Source organism: Shewanella sp. SM69, assembly GCF_025653985.1.
Classification (GTDB): domain Bacteria; phylum Pseudomonadota; class Gammaproteobacteria; order Enterobacterales; family Shewanellaceae; genus Shewanella; species Shewanella oncorhynchi.
Window position 1 is genome coordinate 12,805 of sequence record NZ_JAKKRV010000028.1, and the last position, 20,084, is coordinate 32,888.

A 20,084-nucleotide genomic window follows, 5' to 3' on the forward strand; every position below is an offset into this window, starting at 1 on the left:
GCTCTTCATAAGGCGAATACTATTATAGCGGCAACGTTGAAACACAAATATAGCGGCAACGTTGAAACACAAAGTTGCCATGAACTATATCAGTGTTAAATATCCCAGAAGGTATGAGCGATAATACCCAAGACTATCATACTGATAAAGTTGATGATCATACCCACTCGCACCATTTCCGATTGCTTGATATGGCCAGAACCATAAACGATAGCATTGGGCGGTGTCGCCACCGGCAGCATAAAGGCGCAAGAAGCTGCAATACCAATCAGTACAGATAACATTACAGGTGATATGCCTAATGCCTCAGCAATCGCAGCAAATACAGGCACTAACAGTGCAGCGCTGGCGGTGTTACTGGCAAATTCAGTCAACATCACCACAAAAGCAATCACAGCAAAGACGAACAACGACATGTGAGTGCTACCGAAAATATCTGTCATCCAGTGAGCTAAAAATACGCTAGTGCCAGTCGTTTTTAGTACTGCGCTCAATGTTAAACCACCACCAAACAATATGAGTACACCCCAATCTGTGGTCGATTCAATTTTCTTCCAGCCGACCAAACCTAAGCCCGAGAGTAAAACGACGGCACCTAAGGCGACTATGGTATCAAACTGAGTGATGCCACCTAATGCCTTGGCTAACGGCACACTGAAAATCCAGCAACATACGGTAGTCAGGAAGATAAGCAGAGTAAATTTCCCCTGAAATGTCAGCTTCTGAGCTTCAACATTCACATCGAATTTGGCAGAAAGATCAGGCTTAAAATACCAATACAAGGCAATCAACATCATAGGTAGCATGAGGATAACGGTTGGAATACCAAACTTCAGCCAATCACTAAAACTTAAGCCCACTTGAGCCGCAGCAATCGCATTCGGTGGGCTACCCACTAAAGTACCAATACCGCCGATGTTGGCTGAATAGGCAATACCGAGCAGAAGGAATACATAGGTGCTGTGGTATTTTTCGCGGTCGAGCTGCTGCAAAATCCCCAGTGCCAATGGCAACATCATCGCCGTAGTCGCGGTATTGCTGATCCACATCGATAGCAACGCAGTTACTCCAAACAGCATCAAACAGGCGATACTGAGTTTGCCCTTAGAGGCTAGCAGCAGCTTTTGCGCTATGAGGGTATCAATCTTTTGATGATGCAAGGCCGCAGCCAATACGAAACCACCAAAGAATAAGTAAATGATGGGATTGGCAAAGTTACTCATTGCCTCCTTGGTTTCAAACACCCCAAAGAATACGGCGAGTATAGGAACGAGAATCGCAGTGATACTGATATGAATCGCTTCGGTCAGCCAAAGAATCGCTGCAAAGAACAAAATGGCCAGCCCAGTATTCACCCCTTGTTCGAAAGGTAAACCGTAATAAAGTGCAAATAACAGCACAATATCTGCCACTAGGATCAGCATTTTTTTCTTATCGAGCCCCTCGCTGACGGGAGCTTTATTGGGTGGAGCATTACTTGAATCTGTTAAAGACATGGTTACAACCTTAATACCATTTTATTTTGACGCAAATTTAGGACATAGATCACACTTGGCAAAGCGGTTTATTTTGTAATTTTATCACTTGGCAACAACATTTATTGCTGAGCCAGCACGCACAAATAGCCGATTAGCGACAATAATCACCAAATTCTGATCGACACCTTTGTTTTAAAATTTCAAACGGACAAAGATCGAACAAAACCTTGCCCACGTTGTAATTTAATTAATGTTTAAAACTGAGACATAAATCACACCACACTTTCTACCAAGGTGATAATCAACTAATTAATCATACCTTCTGATCATTGGTAGGATTAGGTATTATTCCCCAAATTTGGCACTAAATTGAATGTGTAGCGCTAAATCGAATCTAGATATCGTTGAATGTGCACTAAAACTGCGACGCAGTGAACAGCAAGCGAACAACACAAACGTATTGCAACAAAGCAACATAGAAAACCCAATATCTACATGAATAGTAAACACAAATATTATTCACCACCACAGTCAATCTAACTCACTTTACCCTGTTAGCGATCCAGCCTAAAGTCGCGACCGCAACCCCGCCCGCTGTATATTATTTGTCTGTTTTCGGAACCGCCCGTGGAAAAAATTGCCTTAACTCAGTCGGCTCAAAAGCCCAGCCTTTTCGTCCCAGTAGCAGGGTTAAGTTTGTTTGCTTTGGCATCAGGCTACTTAATGAGCTTAATCCCACTGTCGCTCACTTTTTTCGAACTCAGCACCTCACTTGCTCCATTACTGGCCAGTATTTTTTATTTAGGTTTATTACTGGGGGCGCTTTGTATTGCTCCTGTTGTTGCCCGTATCGGCCATAGTAAAGCCTTTATCCTTTTTTTGAATATCCTTCTTTGCAGCGTTGTCGCTATGATATTAATCCCCAAAAGTGGAGTCTGGTTAGCCTCTCGACTTATAGCGGGATTTGCGGTTGCAGGGATTTTTGTGGTGGTTGAATCATGGCTATTAATGGCCGATACCCAAAAGCAACGCGCTAAGCGGCTTGGACTTTATATGACAGCGCTTTATGGAGGCACTGCCTTAGGACAATTAGCCATTGATTATTTAGGTACAAAAGGCAATCTACCTTACCTAGTGATCATGGGATTATTAGCCGCGGCAAGTTTACCCGCGCTACTGGTAAAACGCGGTCAACCTCAGGTAAGCGAACAACAATCAATGTCATTGTCTGCGCTAAAAAACCTAAGTCAGCCTGCCATTATGGGATGTTTAGTCTCTGGATTATTGCTTGGCCCTATCTATGGTTTACTTCCCATCTATGTGGCACTGGATATGGGGCTTGATCAGCAAACAGGACAATTTATGGCCCTCATTATAGTGGGTGGCATGCTAGTACAACCTTTAGTCAGTTATTTATCTCCTCGAGTTAACAAAAGTGGCTTGATAGTAAGCTTTTGCCTACTGGGTGTCGCAGCATTATTGCTACTCACTCAGCATTCAAATATGACACTGATTATTGGATTTCTCTTGCTTGGCGCCAGCGCTTTTGCCCTTTACCCGATTGCAATCAGCTTAGCTTGTGACGACTTGCCTGCTAGCCAAATTGTTTCAGCGACTCAAGTGATGCTGCTGAGCTATTCGGTGGGGTCAGTGATAGGCCCATTAGTGGCCAGCAGTTTTGGCCAAACGGAGTTCGGCTTACTCATGTATTTAGGCATATGCTGTATTCTGAGCAGTATTTACATTTTTGCTCAATTACTTATTAACACTAAGCCAAGTTTTTCCTCGCCTTAACAAGTCCCATAAAATACATTGCACTGCGACTCAATAAGCAGCCACTTAATAAACGACATGCTCATCGAGTGGCTCAAATAGAAAACATCTGCGGTCAAATCAATACAAAACGAACAGCAAGATGATCCACAAAGGTCATAACGTTAAAAATCAGTACGCTTAGTTTTAACATTCAGACAGGGCAGTTGCTTATCCTCCCTAAGTCGCGATAATGCAGCTTACTTAAACACCTGTGCTGACTGTTTTTCCTGAGATTTCACTATGCGCCTCGATAAATTCCTCTGTAAAAGCACAGATCTTGATCGCAAAGCCGCAAGAGTCACCATTCTTAGCGGCTCAATCACAGTCAATGGCGCTATCGCGACAAACTGCGCGATGCAAGTGCATGAAAATAATACTGTCAGCCTTAATGGAAAGCCGCTAGCGCCACGCCCATCTCGCTATATCATGTTGCACAAACCTGCTAATACCTTGTGCTCAAATGTGGATGGAGCCTACCCTTCGCTATTTCATCTGCTCGATATCGAACGTGCATTTGACCTGCACATCGTTGGCCGCCTAGATGCTGATACAACAGGCTTAGTGCTACTGACTGATAATGGCCGCTGGTCGTTTAATATTATCTCGCCTCAATATCAGTGCGAAAAAGTCTATCGTGTCCAACTGCGAGATCCACTCGACAGCGAAGCGACTGCAGCCATAGCCGCAAAGTTTGCCGCTGGGCTAAATCTACAGGGCGAAACCGCCCTCACTCTGCCAGCAACACTGCAGCAAGTGGATGAAAAAACCGTGCTACTCACGCTCACCGAAGGCAAGTTTCATCAAGTCAAAAGGATGTTTGCCGCCGTGGACAATAAAGTGGTTGCCCTACACAGGGCGCAAATTGGCGCAGTGGCCTTAGATATCGATGTAGGGAAATGGCGCAACTTAACCTTGGCGGAGATAAGCTCCTTCCCATCCTAATCGATTAACAAGGCTGAAGCAGACAGGCCGCCTACGTTTATCGACGTTAAAAAAGCAAACAAATACTGATAGGTTTGCAAATCAATCCCATAAAAAATCCCAGTGTTAGCAACAACACTGGGATGTTTATTTGTTTGATACTGCTTAGCGGAATATGAATCGACTAAGAACAGCAATCGTTGCGGCGAACCCAGCTTCTTGGGATCTTCTCAAAAACCACTTTTGCCATGAGTAACGCCAGCACTATGCCAGAGGTTGCCACTAACCATTGGGGTAACATTTGGTGCTCTTCACCAATTTGTGGCATCACCACAAAACCAAAAGTATTAACCAGATAATTGACCAACATACCGGCCACTAAGGCAACGCCAATCACACCGCCAAGATAGCCCCACAGCGCACGTTTACCTAGCTCTTTAGCCACTATGCCTAAAGTCGCGATATTGGTTGCCGGACCTGCCATCATAAACACGAGTACAGCACCCGGTGACACACCCGCCAGTAATAATCCAGCGGCAATCGGTGTCGATGCGGTCGCGCAAATATACATAGGCACAGAAACGAGCACCATCACTAGCATAGCCAGAATGCCATCGCCCCATTTAGCCAAAAAGTCAGCCGGCACATAGGTTTGTACCAGAGCTGCGAAAAATAAGCCCACCAGCAGCCACAGCGTAGTATCACGCACTAAATCCGTTGCCGCATATTTAAGGCCAATTCCGATACGACTGAGTACCGATTGCGACTTAAATTCAGTCGCCATATCTTGAGTAGAGGCACAGCAGCTATCGCCTGCAGTGTTAGCACTAACCTGCTCAGCATCCTTAGCACTGCCACCACAGCAAGCGCCTTTTTTCACCACCACTATTTTTTCAGGCTCTGTGGTTTGACTGCCACAACATGACCCCACGCTTTCTGCTTTAGCAGCGTTAACCTTGACCACAGAACCCATAGTTTGAACAGATCCCATGGTTTGACCGCCAACAGCCATAACACTTGAAGAACCTGCCATTAAGCTCGGCGCCTCCATAGGCGTCATTTTGATCTTCGGCTTTGGCTCGGCTGCAGGTGCATCAACATTGTCATTACCACAGCAGGAAGACTTTACGGGCGTTATCGCAGGCGTAGTCGATGAGCAGCAGCTTTTAACCGCTTCGGCTTTTACCATCTCTGGCTGAGCCACTGATTTTGAGGCGCAGCAAGACGCTTCACCCTCTAATGGCTTATCTGATTGAGTTTCTACCTTAACCACTGACTTGCCATCGTCATCATCACGGCCAACGAGTAAGCCCGCCACAATCGCACTGGTAATCGCTGCTATCGGTCTGACGATCGCCATAAAGGGGCCGAGTAACACGTAGGAAACAGCGATTGAATCGACGCCCGTTTCTGGCGTCGACACTAAAAAGGAAGTCGTTGCTGCTTTAGAGGCACCAGAACGGCGCAGCCCAACTGCTGCGGGAATAACGCCACAAGAACACAAAGGTAAAGGTGCGCCAAGCAGCGCCGCTTTCACTACGGTTTTAAAACCGTGACCACCGAGCTGCTTTTGCATCCACGCCATTGGCACGAATACTTTTAATAGCCCAGCTAAAATCAGGCCCAGTAACAACCAAGGCGCCGAGTCTAAAAACAGATCAATAAAATTCTTCAGTAACATAATTAATTCCCTGACTCTTCATTAATGGCTTTGCCGTGATTATTCTGCGCTTGGTACTGATTTACATTATGAGAGTGATGCTCAACGCGTACCCGCTCAGTGCTGGACTCCAACGCCTCTAAAATAGAGCAATGTTCGGCGCTACGTGGCCCACCACAACAGGCATCAGACAAGCTTTGTAAACTCGCTTGAAAATGATTCAGCTCAGCAATTTTGGCCTGTACTTGAGCCAATTTACAATCAACCATGCCTTTTACATCGGCACAGACTCGGTTAGATTTATCGAGTTCAATTGACAGCAATTCACTGATTTCATTGAGGGTAAAACCCACAGCTTTCGCCCGTAAAATAAAGCGTAATCGCGCAGCATCGGCCTCGGTATATACTCGATAGCCAGACTCAGTACGGCTCGACGGCGCGAGTAGGCCGTGCTTCTCGTAGAATCTTAACGTGTCGGCTTTCACCTCACATAAATCCGCCAATTCACCAATACGATACATGTCTTCATCCTTTGCGAAATAGCCCACAACTCAGGGATCATTTCCAGCATACAACTCAATAATGCAAGTATAAACCTTGGAGCCTACTCCAAGGTCAAGAGGTAATTTTAACTTTACTGAAAGCCAACACGGCAATGCCGCTTTGTTCTGATATGAATATTGTGAAATCACGCAGAAAAAACACCCGTAAATCGAGTTTTACGCTAGAATACGCGCGCTGTGACGAAGGGATAAAAAGTTAGCTAATAAAGTAAAAATAGGACCAAGGGACTTTTGGAAAGCAGTACAGCGTTAAGCCTGTTCTGTTTTCCGAAAGATCCTTGAAACTAAAATAACTGGACCCTGTACCCAAATGACTGCTGCAAATAATGTCAGACCCATTCGTCGCGCGCTGTTAAGCGTTTCAGATAAAACCGGAATTCTCGAGTTCGCCAAAGCACTTCACGCCCAAGGTGTGGAACTGTTATCAACTGGCGGCACCGCTCGCCTGTTAGCGGATAACGGCGTGCCTGTTATCGAAGTATCTGATTACACAGGACACCCTGAGATCATGGACGGTCGCGTTAAGACGCTGCACCCTAAAGTGCACGGCGGCATTTTAGCGCGCCGCGGTCTTGATGAAAGCGTGATGGCCGACAACAATATCAATGCCATCGATCTGGTTGCGGTTAACCTTTATCCCTTCGCTGAAACTGTGGCTAAAGCTGGTTGTACCTTAGAAGACGCTATCGAAAATATCGATATTGGCGGTCCAACTATGGTGCGCGCTGCGGCGAAAAACCATAAAGATGTGACTATCGTGGTGAATGCGGCCGATTACAATCGCGTACTTGCAGAAATGACGGCTAACAATGGCTGCACAACCCATGCGACGCGTTTCGATTTAGCGATTGCGGCCTTTGAGCACACTGCGGGTTACGATGGCATGATCGCCAACTACTTCGGTACTATGGTTCCTGCACACAGCACGGACGAATGCTTTGCTGATTCTAAGTTCCCACGCACTTTCAACACCCAATTAGTGAAGAAACAAGACTTACGCTATGGCGAAAACAGCCATCAAGCAGCGGCTTTCTATGTTGACACTAAAATTGATGAAGCTTCTGTGGCTACCGCGATTCAGTTGCAAGGCAAAGCCTTGTCTTACAACAACATTGCCGATACCGACGCCGCCCTTGAGTGCGTAAAAGAATTCTTGGAACCCGCCTGCGTTATCGTTAAACACGCTAACCCCTGTGGTGTGGCCTTAGGCAAAGATTTACTCGATGCCTATAACCGCGCTTATCAAACTGACCCAACCTCAGCCTTCGGTGGCATTATCGCCTTCAACGGCGAATTAGATGCTGCGACGGCGAGTGCGATCGTTGAGCGTCAATTCGTTGAAGTGATTATCGCCCCAAGCGTCAGCCAAGCGGCGCGCGATGTGGTTGCGAAAAAGACCAACGTGCGTTTATTAGAATGTGGTCAGTGGAATACTAAGACCCAAACCTTAGACTACAAACGTGTTAACGGCGGCTTACTGGTGCAAGATCGCGATCAAGGTATGGTCGGTTTAGAAGACATTAAAGTTGTTTCTAAACGTCAACCTACTGCAAGCGAACTGAAAGACTTAATGTTCTGCTGGAAAGTGGCGAAGTTCGTTAAATCTAACGCAATCGTTTACGCCAAAGACGGCATGACTATCGGTGTCGGCGCTGGCCAAATGAGCCGCGTTTACAGCGCTAAAATCGCCGGCATCAAGGCTGCCGATGAAGGTTTAGAAGTGGTGAACTCTGTAATGGCATCCGATGCTTTCTTCCCCTTCCGTGACGGTATCGATGCCGCAGCGGCTGCGGGCATTAGCTGCATCATCCAACCGGGTGGCTCAATGCGCGATGCTGAAATCATCGCAGCAGCAGACGAGCACGGCATGGCCATGGTGATGACAGGCATGCGCCACTTCCGTCATTGATAACAACTTAAATCAAACTTGGCCCTAGCGATTAGGGCCTTTTCCTTTGCGATGTGTGGGAGTTTTAACCATGAAAGTGTTAATCATTGGTGGCGGCGGCCGCGAACATGCCCTAGCGTGGAAAGCCGCTCAATCGGCTCAAGTTGATACCGTTTATGTAGCACCCGGCAATGCGGGCACAGCCCTAGAACCTAATGTTGAAAATCTGGCGATCAGCGCCACCGACATCCCTGCTCTGCTCGATTTTGCGAAAACCAATAAGATTGAACTGACCATAGTCGGCCCAGAAGCACCACTCGTTATCGGTGTCGTCGATGCCTTCAACGCCGCAGGTTTAGCGATTTTTGGCCCTACTAAAGCCGCAGCCCAACTCGAAGGTTCAAAAGCCTTCACTAAAGACTTTTTAGCCCGCCACAATATTCCAACTGCGGGTTACAAAAACTGCACTGAAATCAGCGACGCTAAAGCCTTCGTGCGTGAATTAACGGCCACAACGGGTTATCCAGTGGTCATCAAAGCTGACGGTTTAGCCGCAGGTAAAGGCGTGATTATCGCGCAAGACCAAGCTGAAGCCGATGCCGCAATTGATGACATGCTCGCTGGTAACAAGTTTGGCGAAGCGGGTTCACGCGTGGTCATTGAAGAATTCCTTAAAGGCGAAGAAGCCAGCTTCATCGTCATGGTCGATGGCAAAAACATTCTGCCAATGGCCACCAGCCAAGATCATAAAGCCCGCGATAACGGCGACTATGGTCCAAACACGGGTGGTATGGGCGCTTACTCGCCAGCACCTGTGGTGACCCAAGCGGTACACGATTGGACTGTGACGAACGTGATTCGCCCGACGGTTGATGGCATGGCGGCTGAAGGCAATATCTACACGGGCTTCCTGTATGCGGGTTTGATGATATCGCCCGATGGCAGCGCCAAAGTGCTCGAGTACAACTGCCGCTTCGGCGATCCAGAAACTCAGCCAATCATGATGCGGTTAAAGTCTGACTTAGTGGAACTCTGTTTAGCCGCCACCCGTGGCGAGTTAGATAAAGTGACCGCAGAATACGACGAGCGCGCAGCCGTGGGTGTGGTATTGGCCGCTGGCGGTTATCCAGATGAGTATCGCAAATTTGATGTGATCGAGGGTCTCAGCCTTGGCAATAACGACGGCAAAGTTTTCCATGCGGGCACTGAGATGAAAAACGGCCACGTCGTTACCAACGGCGGTCGCGTATTGTGTGCGACGGCATTGGGTAACACCGTCACCGAAGCGCAAAAAGCCGCCTATAAATTGGTTGATGAAATCCACTGGGATGATGTGTATTTCCGTACCGATATTGGTTATCGCGCAATCGCACGTGAACAGCAAGATTAATTAATATCTCTATTAAAAAAACCGGCAAGAAGCCGGTTTTTTTGTGCCTGTTTTTTGACAAGCGTCAAATATAACATCATGATTTAAAATAAAATTATGTAATTAATTCTATTGAAAATAGGAGCAACAAGATACAATGTCAACCAAATGTTAAATACACCAAGATCAAGGACTCCCCATGAGGATTAGACTACTTTATGCCTCCATTGCCATACTGCTTAGCGGATGCGGTGGCGGCTCAGAAGATGCTGGCACGACAACACCACCCACTCAGCCGCCAGTCCAACCTCCCGCGCTGGTACAATACACCGCCAACAGCCTATCGGTAATAGGTGGCGCACTGAGTCCAAGCAGCCAAAAAGTGGAGTCTGGCAAAAGCGCTATTTTTAGCGTTACTGCCGATACCGGCTTTACGCTTGAGGGCATTACTGGCTGTGGTGGCACGCTCAATGTGCTGACTTACACCACTGCGGCCATGACGGCCGATTGCACTATCACGCCGACATTTATCAGTAATGCCGAAAATGCCATTAAACACCAAGACCACAGGCTTGCCAGTGCGAGTGAGTTAATTGATTTCAGCATCGCCGAACTCGCTAATATCGACATCAAACGTAAAGCCCAGATAAATCAGCTATATCAAGGTGTCGGTAGCAGCATCTCTTGGCATCCAACCCATGACTCAATTACCTTTTCGAGCTTTATGCCGGAGAACACTTTTACTGTCTTACCATCAAATGTCGATGGCAGTGGGGCAAGCGCCGTTCGTGGGTTAGTGATGGCGGGCGAGCAACAGGGGCAAAGATATGCGGCCATGGGAGGAAATCTATTTTCTGTCAACACTTCGGCGCAAACCGATACTTTATTGAAAAACCTTTTAGGCTGGCTGACCAAAGGCGCCGATAAAACCGACGGCCTCAGCATAGTGACCGCCCAAATGCCGAGCAAGGCTGACAGTTGGTACTTTCCCCATAATGAAGGGATCCGCACTTGGCTCACAAACAACTACCCCGCAGCCCATAGCATTAATACAGCAAATACCTGTGACTACAGCGAGTTAAGCAACTGTATCAACACACTGAAACCGGATCTGATTATCATTAGTGACATAGACCGTCAGTCACTCGGTTTTGCAGGCATAAAAGCCGCGATCGCTAACGCCAAAGCGGCAGGAATTCCCTTGTTGCTCTCTAACTACTGGCGTAATGAAAGCCCAATACTGTCGCCACTTTATCTTGAGATGGGGCTTTCTACCTCTGGCAATTACTGGTCAAAACTCAATGCCAATAACCTCAGTGTGACCGATATTTTGGTCGAAGACACCGCCCTGGCCAAGGTGAATAATTTGCTCGGCAAGCTTAACGAAGGCCGCTTCGACACCTCAGTACTCAACGACTGCGGCGGTAATTACTTGAGCTGTAATACTGCCGCCTTTGTTGACTCATTCAAAGCGGGTGCCGATTGGTATCGAGCCAATGCTGAAACCTTAGATAACCATGCTATCGATGTGTTTACCAAAGCAGACTTCCCCTTGATGAAGGCCGGACTGCTGCTCGCCGATAAGTATCGCAGCGAGATTGACTACCCCATAGCCTACAGCGAATACGCCCAGTGGCAGCAGGCCCTATTTGCCGATTGGACCGTCAGCTATGCCCGTAGCCATAACTTAGCCCAGCCAGATTTAGGTGAATATGTTACCGACAGAGCTAACCTCAGCAAGGGCAGCAATGCGCACTACGCTTATCCTGCGACTGTCACAGAACATAAAACCATTAGCGTGCCCTATGCAGGCCAATGGACGACCACAGGCTGGTATGCACTGCCAGGACAAACCATTAAGCTGACTCGTCTCGATAGCAGCGCTGCGAATGTGGAGATCAAACTCAACTACCACAGACGCAATACTAACCGTGCCTATGAGCAGAAAATCTACCGCGGTCCATTGGAGTTGGCGCAGCAACGCCTGCGCTTAGCTCAAGGACAAAGTCTTGAATTTTCTTCCCCCTACGGCGGGCCGATTTATCTGTATATCGATACTTCGAGTGCTGATGGCGGCGCGTTAAGTGTCGAAGTCAGCGCTGAGCATGTGGCTAAACATCCGACCATTATGGATTTTTCAAACCCTGCAGAAATAGCAGCCTTTAACGATCGCATCCAAAATACCGAATTACCCCATGTGGACTTACGTACCGATGGTGCCGAGCAGCATCTGCGTCGCGACCGCTTTTTAAACGCCATCGGCGGGGATGTGCCCGATGTAAACGCGCTACTCAAAAGTATTGTCGATGACCATATCAACAGCGTTTACACCCTTGCGGGGCTTAAGATCCAAGGCAAGAGCTTAAGTGAATCCTTACCTGCCGATGTACTAGCGGCCTGCAAAGGACTGTTTGGCGACGACTGTATCGATAATAGTCTGCATACCCGCACTATCATTCAACACGCGAATTATGACCAAAATGCCCAGTGCGGTGGAGGTTGTAGCGGTAACCCTTGGGACGCAGCATGGAATATCGACCCAACGGGTTGGGGTGATAACCATGAGTTAGGCCACAATCTGCAAACTAACCGTCTCAATGTGCAATATGCTGCGGCAAGCGAGAGTGATAACTGGGCAGGTTATGGCAGCCGCGCAGGGGAAAACTCCAACAATATCTTCCCCTATGTGGTGAAGTGGAAAACCCATTATCTGCGCGACGGTAATACAAGCACAGTGACCGATGGTCACATGAACCACAAGGATCTCTTTTATGTGTTTATGTCCGATGCCGCAGGTACAACAGACACCAGTGGTAAACGCCTAGTGTTTGGCGCCAATTGTAAGGTGCTCGATGCTGGTGAAGACAGATACACTGCGCCTTGGGCCAGCAATGCTTATGCAGTGCATAACGGTTATCGCATGGCGTTTTACATCCAAATGGCGCTTAAGGCTCACGGCATGACGCTCAGTGACGGCACCACTCTGAACAATGGCTTTAATCTCTTTACCTTGCTGTATCAACACAGTCGTATTTTCGGTAAATATGCGAATAACGCCAGTGATTGGGAAGCGAATCGCAGCAAACTGGGCTTTGGCCAATTTTCGTTTGAAGGCAATAGTGTCTACGGTGGCAAAACGGTGAAAGATATTCCGGGCAACGACTTTATGCTGGTGTCTTTGAGTAAACTCACAGGCAAAGATTGGCGCAGCCATTTCGATATGTTAGGCCTGCACTACTCAAGCCTTGCGGCCGCGCAAACAGCCGCCAATGCCACATCAGGGGCTATCCCCATGGGCATGTATGAGTTAGAAACCGACTTGCCACCCGCCAATATGAGCCAAGGTTTAACCTTTGTGCCCCTGTCACTCACTGATGGTACAACCCTGTGGAAAGGCGTGGGTTCGCCAACCCAGTGCACCAAACCATAAGTGTGCTAAACCTTAATCTCGCTAAGATACTAACGCTATTCATAAACCTCGCTCTGGCGGGGTTTATGTTTACCTTAAAATGTGATGTAAAGCACATACCTAGGTTCAGATGACGTGCACCATTTAGCTTCTTATATTTTTAACAATCATGAAATTAATGGGGTAAATATATGGGTTATTCGATAAAAGATCTTATTTATCAAGGTGAAAAATCAGGCGTACATAACTGGCAAACCCTAGAAGGAGCCAGCTTTTACTGGCATCCAGATTGGTTTCATATTGCAGAGGATATGACGGGCCATAACGCGACTGTGACTATCGATATCGATGGGGACAAAGCGACTCAAAGTGAAGCTGAACAATCCATCATTAAGCATCTCAATAAGAGTGGCAAATAGCTTGTAGTGGCAAAGACTTTAGTGCCCGGAGGCGATCGCCCTGCGGGCAATTTTGTCGATTAAGCCTGGTGCGATCAGCTTAAGCCAACGCCCCAAACGACCGCGAAGTGAAGTAATCAGTTGACGGCCTCGAGTTGCAATCACTGGCAACATCATATTAGCGCATTGCTCAGCCGTCAGTATCTTAGCTTCCTGCATCGGAGATTTGCCTAAAGGATTACCAGCACCATCGAGGGCACGTTTGTGAATTTGTGACACTACAAAATCGGGGCAAATAACAGTTACGGCCACATTATCATCCACTAATTCAATCCTCAAAGAATCGAAAAAACCAATCACAGCATGTTTAGAAGCGGCATAACCGCTGCGAGTAGGAACGCCCGTTAATCCAGCGACTGACGCCACAACCACCACTTGGCCTTTACTGGCTTTCAAGTGCGGTAACGCGGCATGGGTTAAATACGCAGGACCAAGATAATTCACCCGCATTATGTCTTCAAGCACCGAGAGCTGAGTCAGTTCATCAAAACGTGACCACATAGTCATGCCAGCATTGTTAATCAAAATATCGAGATGGCCATAATGCGCAACTGCAGCTTCAACTAAGGCTTCACACTGTTCAGGACTGGAGACATCGGCGGCAAACACAAAAGGAGGCGGACCATAATTAGCGATTTCTAAAGCGAGTGAGGCGAGACGTGTTTCATTACGCGCACTGAGCACCAGTTGGCAGCCCATTCGCGCCATTGCCACTGCGAGCGCCCGACCAATACCTTCTGAGGCACCCGTGATGATCACGACCTTGCCAGTGAGTCCATCCATAGTCATTCCTTTGTTATCGCTATGTTAATTACGCCTTTTGCTAAATTGGCATAATCACGCTAAAAGCGCAATCCTTCAGGCGCGTTGTGCAAGCCTCGTCTCATATTGCTCACGATAATTAGCTAAGGGTTGCGGGCGCCCTATCGCATAACCTTGCGCATAATTAATGCCTATGCTCAACAACCTGTCAATAATATCCTGATTCTCAACAAATTCAGCAACAGTCTCGATTCCCATAACCCGACAAACATCCTGAATCGATTTAACGATGGCGTAGTCTTTAGCATTCACGGCGAGATTCTTAATAAAACAGCCGTCGATTTTGACATAATCCACCGGCAGCTCACGCAGATAACCATAAGAGGCAAAACCACTGCCAAAATCATCCAGTGCAAATGAAAAACCGAGTTTACGTAACTGCTTCAACATTTCCATACCACGATTGCGATTTTGGATCGCGGTGGTTTCAGTAATTTCAAAACAAATACATTGGCTTGGAATATCAAAAATGTGTTGCTGCTGGGCGATATATTCCACCATACCTTCGGCACCTAAACTATTGCCTGAAAGGTTGATCGAAATACAATGATCAGGCCAAAGCACGGGGTTCAAAGACAACCATAAAAAAGCTTTGCGGATGACTTCTTTATCGATATCTGGCATCAACTTAAAACGTTCAGCGGCGGCTATAAACTGCGCAGGCGCCAAAATGCGGCCACAGGGCTCTTGAATTCGTAACAGGATTTCCATTCGTTGTCGCTGCGGACCACTGCCTAGCCCGCGGATCGGTTGGTAATACAGGATCAACTCGTTTTCTTCAATCGCTTGCGCGATACGTACCGCCCACTTAGGCGCATTTCTTTGGTAGGTGAGTTCTTTATCTTTATCATCGTAAAAATGAATTTGATTAGCCCCCTTAGCTTTAGCGGCAATGCAGGCAATGTCCGCGTCTTTCAATAATTCTTGCGCATCAATATAAGGCGCACGTCCAAAAGCGACACCTATGCTGAGGCCAACTTTATAATTACAGTTTTTATCGTTCAACACTTGCATGGAGACTTGCGCGATCATTTGCTTCAGTAACTGCGCCACAGATAAGGCACTACGATTACAAATCACTAAACCAAACTCATCGCCACCAAGGCGCGCCAATAGCTCCTGTGGTCCAAGACAAGCCTGCATTGCCTTAGCCACCATAGCAAGCATACGATCGCCTGCAGTATGGCCACAGCTGTCGTTAATCAACTTGAATTGCTCCAAATCGAGGTAACAAACGGCGATAGTTTTGGCTGAAGCAGCAAATTGGGGTAACTGCTCATCAAATGCCTGACGGTTTAGCAGCCCTGTAATGCTATCGAAATTTGCCCTTTTTTGTAGCTGGTGTTTAAGCAACTCTTCTTGAGTGATATCCCGCAATACCACGACAGTACCAACAATTTCTTTATCGTGATTGCGCAGATTGCTGATACTGCGCTCCATAATCCGAGGCGAAGCAGTTAATAGCTTGATTTTCTCGACCTGCGGCGCTGATTCTTCGAGACGAATGCAGGTAAAAACCGCTTGGTTCAACTGCTCCCCAGCCTTTAACAGACTCGCAAGGCTCTGACCTATGGCATAGCAACTAGCAACATCGAGAAGCAACTCGGCCCGCGGATTCATATAAATCACGTTGGCATCGACATCGGTCAAAATCACCGCTTCAGCAATGGATTCTAAGGTGATTTTCGCGCGTTCTTTTTGCTGATAAATTCTTGCCAGCAAGCTATTAACACGGCTGGCGAGCACTTCTAATTCTTCATTACCCTCGCTTGTAACGGGTTGATAGACACTAGACATAGGATCGACCAGCGCCAATTGATGCATCAGATTTTTAAAGGGTTTGAGTAAGCCCGAACGCAGCCAAATATAACCAAGACCAACAATAAACACACCAAAGAGAATAAATCCGAGCGATACCCAATCGAGTTGAAATTTAACCTCCCTAAAGGGACCATCGGAAAACAGTACTTGCAGGTAGACAGGCTTATCTTTTAGCAGGCTTGGAATGTTAATCGCGTCACTGTGCACACCATCAACTGTTGGCGTAACGTCGCGAGAATGGCTCATGCTCACCTTAGTCACCAATAAGGCCTGAGCATATTCCAGTAAGTCTTTATCAGTCAGTTGGCGTACCAGCAGCACAGATTCATTGGGCGCAGAAGCCACGGAAGTAACGACATAAGCATACTTGCCCATCAAATAAGCGCCAGCAACACTGGGCTTATCGGCACTGACAATAGCACTGGCGATTTCTCGTAACTTATCATTCTCAAAGGGACGTTCATTGGGGAAAAAAGGGTGCAATTCACCCTGTCGTAGAATATACCAACTCAGATTGGCTGACATTGAGCTATCGCGCCACGAGGATTCAAGCTTTTTAAGTTGGTCTTCATCTAATTGAGACAAAGGTAAGGCATAGATATTAGTGAGAAAGGTTAAGCGATCTACATCAATTTGAAACTGCTGCTGGATATTGGCAAGCTCACGGTTAGCACTATCTTGACGTAATAGCTCGACGCGATGGTCGTACCAATAACCAAGACAATAGGAGACAATTACCACCGCAGGGAGACAAAAGCCCGCAATAAATACCATTATTTTCTTGCCAATGTGCATCTCTTACCACGGCTTGTTATGACTAAATTGATTGACGGCCTTGCATAATCCTTCACTGCGCCATGCAACATATCTCATTTGCGAATAGTATTAAACATCACTTCGCTTTAGTCGTTGCTAAAGTAGACATTTCCATGCAATTAAATCCATTTCATACCTTTGATTTAAAAATAAAATTTATAAATTAAACGATTCTGAATTTTACTTTTTTATCAAGATAATTCACACATAATCAGTATGTGAATATAGGGAATTCAAGTCGTTGTTTAAAATTAAGCTAGCAGACGATAGAAACCACCGCATACGCTAATCCATAAAGATACCTTCGCCAGAAGCTCCAACGCTATCAAATTCAAATGTCGGATATAAAACAGGCCCGCAAGCGGGCCTGTTTCGCAAACCAAAAATTATTTATGGTATTGCTTTGATTGCACATGAACCGCCTTGATAAAGGCGCCAGCATGTTCTGGATCGACATGCTGATGAATACCATGGCCTAGGTTAAATACATGGCCAGTACCTTCACCATAACCCGCTAAAATATGACCAACTTCCTCTTCGATACGTGGAATTGGCGCATACAACATAGATGGGTCCATGTTGCCTTGCAATGCCACTTTATGGCCTACACGACGACGGGCATCGGCAATGTCTACCGTCCAATCCAAACCTAGTGCATCACAGCCAGTTTCTGCCATCGCTTCTAGCCACAAACCACCGCCTTTAGTAAACAGCGTCACTGGCACTTTACGGCCATCGGCAAAGCGTGTCAGACCATCAATAATCTTCTGCATATAACGCAAAGAGAACTCACGGTAAGCAGAGTGCGATAACGCGCCGCCCCATGAGTCAAAAATCATCAAAGATTGCGCACCGTTAGCAACTTGAGCATTCAGGTATAGGATCACTGAATCGGCTAATTTATCTAACAGCATGTGTAATGCCATTGGCTCTGCGTAAGCCATCTTCTTAATTTTTTCGAAGGTTTTGCTCGAACCACCTTCAACCATATAAGTCGCTAAGGTCCAAGGTGAGCCAGAAAAGCCAATTAACGGCACTGCGCCATTCAGTTCACGGCGAATAGTGCTAACGGCTTTCATCACATAACCCAGCTCATCTTCTGGATCTGGAATTGAGAGCTTTTTGATCGCATCGATAGTGTCTGTTGGGCGCTCGAAACGTGGGCCTTCACCCGCCTCAAAATACAAACCTAAACCCATAGCATCGGGCACAGTTAGGATATCGGAAAACAAAATCGCCGCATCGAGATCATAACGACGTAAAGGTTGCAGCGTGACTTCACAGGCAAGCTCATGATTTTTACACAAAGACATGAAGTCACCCGCTTGAGCGCGAGTGGCTTTATATTCAGGAAGATAACGGCCAGCTTGACGCATCATCCACACAGGGGTCACATCGACAGGCTCTTTTAGTAGGGCGCGTAAATAACGATCATTCTTTAATTCTGCCATTGGGCTTGGTTCCTAGTCTTATTGAGATCCGCTGGGTCGGTAGTTTAGCATTTACGCGAATAATGTAACCTTTATGTGCAAATTTATGTGAGCTATTCCCCATCATTGGCGTCGATTTGACCGCATAAACCGGAAAATGTTAGCCAGCTAACATACTGCTCATTTATTCGTAACGAAGTCACACTCAGACAGAAAAAAGTTGCGCCGGTTCCCCGCCTTTGGTATAAAAAGTCTGCGCTAGCAAGAACAATCAAGAAGCTCGTCGCATCGAGCCTGCTATAAACTTTACTCGCCCAACGATAGGTTTCTATCGTTGGGCTTTTTATTTGCATTTTCCGATACGAAACAGCTGGTTTGTCCATTTCGTCATTCTCGCAAATTCGCATGAAAAGAGTTGATCGATTAGCAACTTGTCCCTACATTAGAGTTATGTGCTGGCACTTAAATGGAATGCATCATGCTGAGAGAACTCGAAAAAGCAGAACAGAAGTGGGGCGGTTCAAATAAGCTTATTGATCAATGGCTAAAAAACCGTCGAAAACTGTTAGTGCATTACTGCCAAATTGCTGGGCTTCCTCCTTACAGTAAATCAGAAAAATCACTTCCCTCGTTCGAACATGTTAAATCTTTCTGTGACTTATTAGTTGACTATGTCTCCGAAGGACATTTCGAGGTCTATGATAAAGTCGTTAATGCCTGCAGTGAATATGGCGAATCAAGCAAAACGCTCGCGCAACAAGTATTGCCCAAAATCACGCCAACCACGAATGCAGCATTAGATTTCAACGATAAATATGCGGAAACACAAGACGATTTCGTATTATATCAACTCGATAAAGACCTATCTGAGCTCGCCCATAATATGGAAACACGCTTCGAACTCGAAGATGAACTACTTGAAGTTCTCCATCGCAAACATTCTGAGCACAACCAGTAGCCCCCCTTCCTAAGCGCACCTTGCTGCATCTGTGCGCTTATCTATCCTTTCCCTCAATCGTTTTGAAAATGAAGTAGCATGGCTTTGGGCGACTACAGGAACACGTCCTAGTGCCATCAGACAGCAACCGTTTGAATCAAATTGAATCCGATAGAGCAGATGTAGTCATGGCCGAGGCAGCACACATTGGCAAATCGTTGTTTCAATAGGTATGGCGATATTGTTATGTAATGCTCGATAGCATTAATGTCTTGAGGAGCCACAGAAGATGACTCAGTTGGGCTTTCGGAAATGGATAAACTTTGCTAATTAATAGAATAGGTTTAGCTTTAAAACAAAAATTTCATATTCTGATAAGAATGTCATCTACATGATGCCCGACTATGACGATAACCACATGCTTCGAGCCCGAAGCGTTAGCGTCACGGACACGAATTACCCGCGACGCCATAACGAAAAAAGCCTCATCTTTCGATGAGGCTTATCTCTTAATGTTGGCGGAGCGGACGGGACTCGAACCCGCGACCCCCGGCGTGACAGGCCGGTATTCTAACCAACTGAACTACCGCTCCTTTAGCTTAACGTCTACACGTTAACCTAAATTAGGCGCTTGGCGATGACCTACTCTCACATGGGGAGACCCCACACTACCATCGGCGCGTTTGCGTTTCACTTC

Annotated in this window: 13 protein-coding genes and 1 tRNA gene; 7 read left to right on the forward strand and 7 right to left on the reverse strand. The window is 46.7% G+C overall.

Annotated features, from left to right (window positions below; genetic code table 11):
• Positions 1–95 precede the first annotated feature (95 nt).
• On the reverse strand, positions 96–1,496 hold the full coding sequence (locus L5M37_RS22810; protein WP_131524207.1) for a DASS family sodium-coupled anion symporter: 1,401 nt from the start codon (positions 1,494–1,496) through the stop codon (positions 96–98).
• 609 nt (positions 1,497–2,105) lie between these two features.
• Between L5M37_RS22810 and L5M37_RS22815 the strand changes: the two genes are divergently transcribed.
• Positions 2,106–3,272 (forward strand): MFS transporter, encoded by a 1,167-nt coding sequence (locus L5M37_RS22815; RefSeq protein WP_263201879.1) that lies wholly within the window; start codon positions 2,106–2,108, stop codon positions 3,270–3,272.
• Between the two features lie 261 nt (positions 3,273–3,533).
• Entirely contained in the window at positions 3,534–4,235 is a 702-nt protein-coding gene (locus L5M37_RS22820) for a pseudouridine synthase (RefSeq protein WP_263201880.1), read from the forward strand.
• 163 nt (positions 4,236–4,398) lie between these two features.
• Here L5M37_RS22820 and L5M37_RS22825 read toward each other — a convergent pair whose 3' ends face one another.
• Together L5M37_RS22825 and zntR are read right to left on the reverse strand one after the other, a co-directional pair.
• Positions 4,399–5,895, reverse strand: coding sequence for an SO_0444 family Cu/Zn efflux transporter (locus L5M37_RS22825; RefSeq protein ID WP_263201881.1), 1,497 nt, complete (start codon positions 5,893–5,895; stop codon positions 4,399–4,401).
• A gap of 2 nt (positions 5,896–5,897) precedes the next feature.
• Positions 5,898–6,395, reverse strand: coding sequence for a Zn(2+)-responsive transcriptional regulator (gene zntR / locus L5M37_RS22830; protein ID WP_263201882.1), 498 nt, complete (start codon positions 6,393–6,395; stop codon positions 5,898–5,900).
• Positions 6,396–6,747: 352 nt separating this feature from the next.
• On the opposite strand from zntR, the gene purH reads away from it, so the two are divergent.
• The 4 genes from purH to L5M37_RS22850 all read left to right on the forward strand — a co-directional run bounded on the left by purH (position 6,748) and on the right by L5M37_RS22850 (position 13,522).
• A complete protein-coding gene (purH, locus tag L5M37_RS22835; protein WP_263201883.1) occupies positions 6,748–8,346 on the forward strand; it encodes a bifunctional phosphoribosylaminoimidazolecarboxamide formyltransferase/IMP cyclohydrolase in 1,599 nt (532 codons plus the stop codon).
• Between the two features lie 70 nt (positions 8,347–8,416).
• Positions 8,417–9,715 (forward strand): phosphoribosylamine--glycine ligase, encoded by a 1,299-nt coding sequence (purD, locus tag L5M37_RS22840; RefSeq protein WP_263201884.1) that lies wholly within the window; start codon positions 8,417–8,419, stop codon positions 9,713–9,715.
• A 178-nt stretch (positions 9,716–9,893) separates the two neighbouring features.
• Positions 9,894–13,124 carry an ImpA family metalloprotease gene (locus L5M37_RS22845; RefSeq protein WP_263201885.1) on the forward strand — a complete coding sequence of 1,077 codons (3,231 nt, stop codon included), beginning with the start codon at positions 9,894–9,896 and terminating at the stop codon, positions 13,122–13,124.
• A gap of 170 nt (positions 13,125–13,294) precedes the next feature.
• A complete protein-coding gene (locus L5M37_RS22850) occupies positions 13,295–13,522 on the forward strand; it encodes a hypothetical protein (RefSeq protein WP_105250390.1) in 228 nt (75 codons plus the stop codon).
• Between the two features lie 18 nt (positions 13,523–13,540).
• Here L5M37_RS22850 and L5M37_RS22855 read toward each other — a convergent pair whose 3' ends face one another.
• The 3 genes from L5M37_RS22855 to hemE all read right to left on the reverse strand — a co-directional run bounded on the left by L5M37_RS22855 (position 13,541) and on the right by hemE (position 18,471).
• On the reverse strand, positions 13,541–14,344 hold the full coding sequence (locus L5M37_RS22855; RefSeq protein WP_113941707.1) for an SDR family oxidoreductase: 804 nt from the start codon (positions 14,342–14,344) through the stop codon (positions 13,541–13,543).
• Between the two features lie 75 nt (positions 14,345–14,419).
• Positions 14,420–16,999: a putative bifunctional diguanylate cyclase/phosphodiesterase gene (locus L5M37_RS22860; RefSeq protein WP_263201886.1), complete on the reverse strand. Its 2,580-nt coding sequence runs from the start codon at positions 16,997–16,999 to the stop codon at positions 14,420–14,422.
• A 407-nt stretch (positions 17,000–17,406) separates the two neighbouring features.
• On the reverse strand, positions 17,407–18,471 hold the full coding sequence (gene hemE, locus L5M37_RS22865) for a uroporphyrinogen decarboxylase (RefSeq protein WP_113941705.1): 1,065 nt from the start codon (positions 18,469–18,471) through the stop codon (positions 17,407–17,409).
• Between the two features lie 457 nt (positions 18,472–18,928).
• Here hemE and rsd point away from each other — a divergent pair, with 457 nt between their 5' ends.
• Complete coding sequence (rsd, locus tag L5M37_RS22870) at positions 18,929–19,408, forward strand: sigma D regulator (RefSeq protein WP_113941703.1); 480 nt, start codon at positions 18,929–18,931, stop codon at positions 19,406–19,408.
• Positions 19,409–19,903: 495 nt separating this feature from the next.
• On the opposite strand, the gene L5M37_RS22875 is transcribed toward rsd, so the two are convergent.
• Positions 19,904–19,980, reverse strand: a tRNA-Asp gene (locus L5M37_RS22875).
• Positions 19,981–20,084 lie beyond the last annotated feature (104 nt).

What these genes read in the sequence shown, in the direction of transcription:
- L5M37_RS22810 (WP_131524207.1), bottom strand. Translation starts at nt 1,496, where the DNA reads ATGTCTTTAACAGATTCAAGTAATGCTCCACCCAATAAAGCTCCCGTC.
- L5M37_RS22820 (WP_263201880.1), top strand. Translation starts at nt 3,534, where the DNA reads ATGCGCCTCGATAAATTCCTCTGTAAAAGCACAGATCTTGATCGCAAA.
- L5M37_RS22825 (WP_263201881.1), bottom strand. Translation starts at nt 5,895, where the DNA reads ATGTTACTGAAGAATTTTATTGATCTGTTTTTAGACTCGGCGCCTTGG.
- zntR (WP_263201882.1), bottom strand. Translation starts at nt 6,395, where the DNA reads ATGTATCGTATTGGTGAATTGGCGGATTTATGTGAGGTGAAAGCCGAC.
- purH (WP_263201883.1), top strand. Translation starts at nt 6,748, where the DNA reads ATGACTGCTGCAAATAATGTCAGACCCATTCGTCGCGCGCTGTTAAGC.
- purD (WP_263201884.1), top strand. Translation starts at nt 8,417, where the DNA reads ATGAAAGTGTTAATCATTGGTGGCGGCGGCCGCGAACATGCCCTAGCG.
- L5M37_RS22845 (WP_263201885.1), top strand. Translation starts at nt 9,894, where the DNA reads ATGAGGATTAGACTACTTTATGCCTCCATTGCCATACTGCTTAGCGGA.
- L5M37_RS22850 (WP_105250390.1), top strand. Translation starts at nt 13,295, where the DNA reads ATGGGTTATTCGATAAAAGATCTTATTTATCAAGGTGAAAAATCAGGC.
- L5M37_RS22855 (WP_113941707.1), bottom strand. Translation starts at nt 14,344, where the DNA reads ATGGATGGACTCACTGGCAAGGTCGTGATCATCACGGGTGCCTCAGAA.
- L5M37_RS22860 (WP_263201886.1), bottom strand. Translation starts at nt 16,999, where the DNA reads ATGCACATTGGCAAGAAAATAATGGTATTTATTGCGGGCTTTTGTCTC.
- hemE (WP_113941705.1), bottom strand. Translation starts at nt 18,471, where the DNA reads ATGGCAGAATTAAAGAATGATCGTTATTTACGCGCCCTACTAAAAGAG.
- rsd (WP_113941703.1), top strand. Translation starts at nt 18,929, where the DNA reads ATGCTGAGAGAACTCGAAAAAGCAGAACAGAAGTGGGGCGGTTCAAAT.